The following is a 6,184-nucleotide window of genomic DNA, read 5'->3' on the forward strand; positions in this document are numbered from 1 at the left end:
GAGCCTCGTCGGCTCCTGGCGCCCGTGTGCGCTGCGGTGGTCCGCCGGTCAGCGGCGCTTGCCCGAGGGGCGTCCGCGGCCGCGGCCTCGGGACGTCGGCTGGTTGCGCGGACCGGCGCCCGCGGGAGCCGCGTCCTCCGGCTCGTCGGCGAACTCGCCCTCGGCCTGGTGGCCGACGACGGGGCCGCTGTCGGCCTGGGCCGAGGCGGCGGCCCGCTTGGCGAGGACCCGCTTCTTGAGGGCCTTCATCTTCGGCTCGCGTTCCTTGAGGTCGGCGACCAGCGGGGTGGCGATGAAGATCGACGAGTACGCGCCGGCGGCCAGACCCACGAAGAGCGACAGCGAGATGTCGTTCAGCATGCCGGCGCCGAGGAAGCCGCCGCCGATGAACAGCAGGCCGGCGACCGGGAGCAGCGCCACGACCGTGGTGTTGATCGAGCGGACCAGCGTGCCGTTGATCGAGCGGTTGGCGATGTCGCTGTAGGTCCAGCGGGTCTGCTTCTCGATGCCCTTCGTCTGCTCCTTGAGGGAGTCGAAGACGACGACCGTGTCGTAGAGCGAGTAACCGAGGATCGTGAGCAGACCGATCACCGTGCCCGGGGTGACCTCGAAGCCCACCAGGGCGTACACGCCCACGGTGATGGTGATGTCGTGGATCAGGGCGATGAGCGCGGCCAGCGCCATCCGCCATTCGAAGGCGATCGCCAGATAGATCACGACGAGGACCATGAAGATGGCCAGGCCCTGCCATGCCTTGTTGGCGATCGTCTCGCCCCAGCTGGGACCGACCAGATCCGCGTTGATCTTGTCCGCGGGGATGTTCATGTCCTTGGACAGTTCGTCCGCGATCTGGTCGGACTTCGCGGTGTCGACGCCGGCGACCTGGATGCGCAGGCCGCCGTTGCCCAGCTCCTGCACGATCGCGTCGTGACCGGAGGCCTTCTCCGCGTACTCCTCCGCCTTGGCGGCGGAGACGGTCGTCTTCGGGGTGGTGAAGACGGCGCCGCCCTCGAACTCGATGCCCATGTTCAGGCCGCGCACCACGAGGCCGACGATGGCCGTGATGGTGATCAGGATCGAGACGCCGTACCAGAGCTTGCGCTTGCCGATGAAGTCGTAGCCGACCTCACCGTTGTACAGCTTGGCGCCGAGAGTGCCGAGCTTCGACATCTCACGCCTCCTTCGGGTCGACAGGGCGGGCGGCGCGGCGCGTGCGGCGCAGCGGGGGCTGGACGCCGAGGCGCTTGGGATCGAGGCCGGACCACTTGTGTCCGCCGGAGAAGAACTTCCCGCGGGCCAGGATCGTCATGAGCGGCTTCGTGAAGAGGAAGACCACGACGACGTCGAGCAGGGTGGTCAGACCCAGCGTGAACGCGAAGCCCTGGACCTTGCCGACGGTCACGATGTAGAGCACCGCGGCGGCGAGGAAGGACACGAAGTCGGAGACGAGGATCGTGCGGCGGGCACGCGGCCAGGCGCGCTCCACGGCGGGTCGCACGGAGCGGCCCTCGCGGATCTCGTCCCGGATCCGTTCGAAGAACACGATGAACGAGTCGGCGGTGATACCGATGGCGACGATCGCACCGCAGACCGCCGGCAGGTTCAGCGCGAAGCCGATGGCCGGGCCGAGCAGCGTCATCAGCGTGTACGTGAGGATCGCGGAGGTCAGCAGCGAGGCTAGGGCGACGATCGACAGGCCGCGGTAGTAGACGACCAGGTAGATCACGACCAGGGCGAGGCCGATGGCGCCGGCGATGAGCCCGGCGTGCAGCTGCTCGCCGCCGAGCGCGGCGGTCACCGAGGTGACGCTCTGCTCGTGGAAGGTGAGCGGCAGGGCGCCGTAGGACAGCACGTTGGCCAGGTCCTGGGCGGACTGCTGGTTGAAGTTGCCGGAGATCTCGGCGTTCGAGCTGAGCGTCGTGCGGACGCTGGGCGCGGAGACCACGTCGCCGTCGAGGACGATGGCGAACTGGTTCATCGGGGACTGCTGCGCCGAGAGCTTGCTGGTGATCGCGGCGAACTTCTTGGAGCCGGAGCCCGTGAACTCCATGTTGACGACCCACTGGGCCGACTGCTGGTTGATCACGGCCTGGGACTTCTTGACGTCCTTGCCGTTCACCTCGGACGGGCCGAGGATGTACTTCGACCACTGGCCCGGGGCGTCCTCGCCGCAGGCGATGATCGTGTCGGAGGGCTTGGCGCCCTCGTTGACCGTCGTGCGGGCGGCCTTGTCGGTGCAGTCCAGCTCGGTGAACTTCTTCTGCAGGGCGCTGGTGGCCTTGTCCGGCGTCGGGGACGCGGCGGGCTTGTCGCTCGCCTTGGCGGAGGGCTTGTCGCTCGCGCCGGCGCTCGGCGTCGCGTCGGCCTTCAGGCCGTCGGTGACGGCGCGGCCCTGCGAGGTGGCGGAGGGCGTCGCGGAGGCGGAGCTTCCGTCGGTCGCCTGCTGCCCGGCCTTGTCCGTGGCCTTGTCCGTCGGCTTGCCGGTCGCCTTGTCGCCGGAGGAGGCGCTCGGGGACGGGCTGGCGGAGTTGTCCGCCGCGGGAGCACCTGCGGCCACCGTCAGGACGGGACGGAAGTAGAGCTGCGCGGTCGTGCCGACCTGCTCGCGCGCCTGCTTCTGGTTCGTGCCCCGCGGGATGTTGACGATGATGTTGTCGTTGCCCTGCGTCTGGACCTCGGCCTCGGAGACACCCATGCCGTTGACGCGGCGGTTGATGATGTCCGCCGCGGTGTCCATGTTGGTCTTGTTGATCGCGTTGGGCTTGCCCGGCTCGTTCTTGGCCTGCAGCGTGATGCTGGTGCCGCCCGCGAGGTCGATGCCGAGGCGGGGCGTGAACGTACCGGAGATGAACATCCCACCGACGAGCGCGACCATGACGATCACGATCAGACTCAGGGCGCGGCCCGGCTTGCTCTGCGCCCCCGCCCCTCGGCTCTTTTTAGGTGTGGCCACCTTCTCGTACTCCCTCTCCATCCGTCCGGCATCGGGTTGCGTGCCCCGGACTGCCCGGACGGCCACGAAATGGTCGAGAATCCGCGCGGATCACGCACGAACCAGGACCGTGGGGCACGCGGTGGCGGGCCCCACGGAGGTGGTCGTGGCTACTTCGCGTCGGACTCGCCGTCGGTCTTCTTCGGCTCGGCGTCGGCGTCGTCGGCCTTGGGGGCCTCGTCGGCCTTCTCGGCCTCGACGGGCTCGTCCTTCTTGCCGAGGTCGATGCGCGCGTCGTCGGCGGCGGCGGTCTCGTCGGTCTCGGTGAGGGAGGACGCGTCGTCCGGCACGACGGCGTCGTCGGTCAGCTCGGCGTCGGCCTCGACGCCGTGCACGATGCGGTTGTACTCGTCGTCGGAGAGCACGGCACCGATCGCGTTCTTCGCGAACATGAGGTGGACGCCGGGGCCGGCGTCGAGGAGGACCGTGTCCTCGTTGACCTCCTTGACCGTGGCGTACATGCCCCCGATCGTGCGGACGCCGGAACCGGGCTGCATCTCATTGCGCATCTGCGCGGCCTGCGACTGCTTCTTCTTGGCAGACCGGGTCATCAGGAACATGGCCCCGATGAGCACAACGAACGGGAGGAGGGCTGCGAGACTCACGGGTGGGAACTTCCTTCAGGCGACCGCGCCGGGGTGCGGCCTTGTCGGTTTCGGGGGTCGGCCGTCGTCCGGAACCAGCGAAACCAGAAGGACGACGTCGGCGGAGTCTAAGCGAGTCCGCCATCTGGGAACAACGCTCAGCATCCCACCGGGGTTCCTGGCCCGGCGAGTACCCGCGCCGTCACGCCCCGAACAGGTCCTGTTGTCCGCTTGCACCCGATCTTGCCTGCGGCGGCGTGAGCCCGAGGTGCGCCCAGGCGGCCGGCGTCGCGACGCGTCCGCGGGGGGTCCGGGCCAGCAGACCCTCCCTGACGAGGAACGGCTCGGCGACCTCCTCGACCGTCTCGCGCTCCTCCCCCACGGCGACGGCGAGCGTGGACAGGCCGACGGGTCCGCCGCCGAACAGCTTGAGCAGCGCCTCCAGGACGGCCCGGTCGAGCCGGTCGAGGCCGCGCCCGTCCACCTCGTACACCCCGAGCGCGGCGGCGGCGATGTCCTGGGTGATGTGGCCGTCGGCCTTGACCTGCGCGTAGTCGCGGACGCGGCGCAGCAGCCGGTTGGCGATACGGGGCGTGCCGCGCGAGCGGCCGGCGATCTCGGCGGCGCCGTGCGGGTCGATGCCCACGTCCAGCAGGTTCGCCGAGCGGTGGATGACGCGCTCCAGCTCGGTGGGCTCGTAGAACTCCATGTGCGCGGTGAAGCCGAAGCGGTCGCGCAGCGGGGGCGGCAGCAGGCCCGCGCGCGTGGTGGCGCCGACCAGGGTGAACGGGGGCAGTTCGAGGGGGATGGCGGTGGCGCCGGGGCCCTTGCCGACGATGACGTCGACGCGGAAGTCCTCCATCGCCATGTAGAGCATCTCCTCGGCGGGCCGCGACATGCGGTGGATCTCGTCGAGGAAGAGGACCTCGCCCTCCTGGAGGGAGGAGAGGATCGCGGCGAGGTCGCCGGCGTGCTGGATGGCGGGACCCGAGGTGATGCGGATCGGGGCGCCCATCTCCGCGGCGATGATCATGGAGAGGGTGGTCTTGCCGAGGCCGGGGGCGCCGGAGAGCAGGACGTGGTCGGCGGTGGCGCCGCGCGCGCGGGCGGCGCGCAGCACGAGGTCGAGCTGCTCCCTGACCTTCTCCTGGCCGATGAACTCGCCCAGGTCCTTGGGGCGCAGGGCCGCCTCGACGGCCTGGTCCTCGCCGTCGGCGGCCGCACCGACGAGCCGGTCGGCCTGCGGCTCGGCGGCGTCGGTCGTCTCGTCCCAGTTCATGTTCTGTGCCTCGCGTTACGGGATCGGGGGCGGGCGGCGTCTTCTGGGGGGCCTCCGGGGACCTTCGGCGTGTCCCCCGGGGCGGTGCTCAGCGCGTGCGGTTGAGCGTCTGCAGCGCGGCCTTGAGGAGCTGCCCCACCTGCGGGGTGCCCTCGGCGGCCTCGGCCTGCGGGGCGACGGCGGCGACCGCCTCGTCGGCCTCTCTGGTGGCGTAGCCGAGCCCGATGAGCGCGGCGTGCAGCTGCTCGCGCCAGCCGGTGGTGACGGCGGTGCCGATCGCGGGACGCGCGGTGCCGAGGGGCTCGCCGAGCCGGTCCTTCAGCTCCAGGAGGAGCTTCTGGGCGCCCTTCTTGCCGATGCCGGGGACGGCCGTGAGGGCCTTCTCGTCCCCGGTGGAGACGGCGCGGCGCAGGTCGTCGGGGGTGTGCACGGCGAGCATGGCCTGGGCGAGGCGGGGGCCGACGCCGCTGGCGGTCTGGAGCAGCTCGAAGGTCTGCCGCTCGTCGTCGTCGGCGAAGCCGTACAGGGTGAGCGAGTCCTCCCGGACGACGAGGGAGGTGGCGAGCTTGGTCTGTTGGCCGATCCGCAGGCCGGACAGTGTGTTCGGCGTGCACTGGACGGCCATGCCGATCCCGCCGACCTCGACCACCGCGGCGTCAGGGGCGAGGGCGGCGACGGGGCCGCTCACGAAGGCGATCATGCGGTTCGGCCTTTCGATGCGTGCGTTGCTTTGGCGGAGTGGAGTGCGACGGCCTGCTGGAGTCTGTTCTGCGCGGGAGCGCGCCAGATGTGGCAGATGGCGAGGGCGAGCGCGTCGGCGGCGTCGGCCGGTCTGGGCGGCGCGTCGAGCCGGAGCAGCCGGGTCACCATGGCGCCGACCTGGGCCTTGTCGGCGCGGCCGCTGCCGGTGACGGCGGCTTTGACCTCGCTGGGGGTGTGCAGGGCGACGGGGATGCCGCGGCGTGAGGCGCACAGCATGGCGACGGCGCTGGCCTGCGCGGTGCCCATCACCGTGCGCACGTTGTGCTGGCTGAACACGCGCTCGACGGCGACGAACTCGGGCCGGTGCTCGTCGAGCCACTGCTCGATGCCCTGCTCGATGGCGACGAGGCGCAGGCCGAGCTCGGCGTCCGGCGGCGTCCGTACGACGCCGACGCCGCGCATGGTCAGCGGCCGGCCCGCCACCCCCTCGACCACGCCGACCCCGCACCGGGTGAGCCCCGGGTCCACGCCCAGTACACGCACGCCACGCCCCCACTTTCGATCGCCTGTTTGCGCAGGCTATCGGGTGCCACTGACAAAGCGGCGGGCCGACGGGGTGTGTCCCGT

The 6,184-nt window shown here is 70.8% G+C and carries 6 protein-coding genes; all 6 read right to left on the reverse strand.

Going from position 1 to position 6,184, the window contains the following annotated elements:
• Positions 1-48 precede the first annotated feature (48 nt).
• Positions 49-1,170, reverse strand: coding sequence for a protein translocase subunit SecF (secF, locus tag ACFW9D_RS37600; protein ID WP_188340005.1), 1,122 nt, complete (start codon positions 1,168-1,170; stop codon positions 49-51).
• A gap of 1 nt (position 1,171) precedes the next feature.
• Entirely contained in the window at positions 1,172-2,953 is a 1,782-nt protein-coding gene (secD, locus tag ACFW9D_RS37605; RefSeq protein ID WP_384629920.1) for a protein translocase subunit SecD, read from the reverse strand.
• Between the two features lie 149 nt (positions 2,954-3,102).
• Positions 3,103-3,597: a preprotein translocase subunit YajC gene (gene yajC, locus ACFW9D_RS37610; protein WP_384629917.1), complete on the reverse strand. Its 495-nt coding sequence runs from the start codon at positions 3,595-3,597 to the stop codon at positions 3,103-3,105.
• A 181-nt stretch (positions 3,598-3,778) separates the two neighbouring features.
• On the reverse strand, positions 3,779-4,855 hold the full coding sequence (ruvB, locus tag ACFW9D_RS37615) for a Holliday junction branch migration DNA helicase RuvB (RefSeq protein WP_188340003.1): 1,077 nt from the start codon (positions 4,853-4,855) through the stop codon (positions 3,779-3,781).
• An 88-nt stretch (positions 4,856-4,943) separates the two neighbouring features.
• Positions 4,944-5,555 carry a Holliday junction branch migration protein RuvA gene (gene ruvA / locus ACFW9D_RS37620; RefSeq protein WP_188340002.1) on the reverse strand — a complete coding sequence of 204 codons (612 nt, stop codon included), beginning with the start codon at positions 5,553-5,555 and terminating at the stop codon, positions 4,944-4,946.
• A complete protein-coding gene (gene ruvC, locus ACFW9D_RS37625) occupies positions 5,552-6,100 on the reverse strand; it encodes a crossover junction endodeoxyribonuclease RuvC (protein WP_188340001.1) in 549 nt (182 codons plus the stop codon). The genes ruvA and ruvC overlap by 4 nt, the downstream gene beginning before the upstream one ends.
• Positions 6,101-6,184 lie beyond the last annotated feature (84 nt).

It is taken from the genome of Streptomyces sp. NPDC059524, assembly GCF_042749255.1.
Classification (GTDB): domain Bacteria; phylum Actinomycetota; class Actinomycetes; order Streptomycetales; family Streptomycetaceae; genus Streptomyces; species Streptomyces xanthii.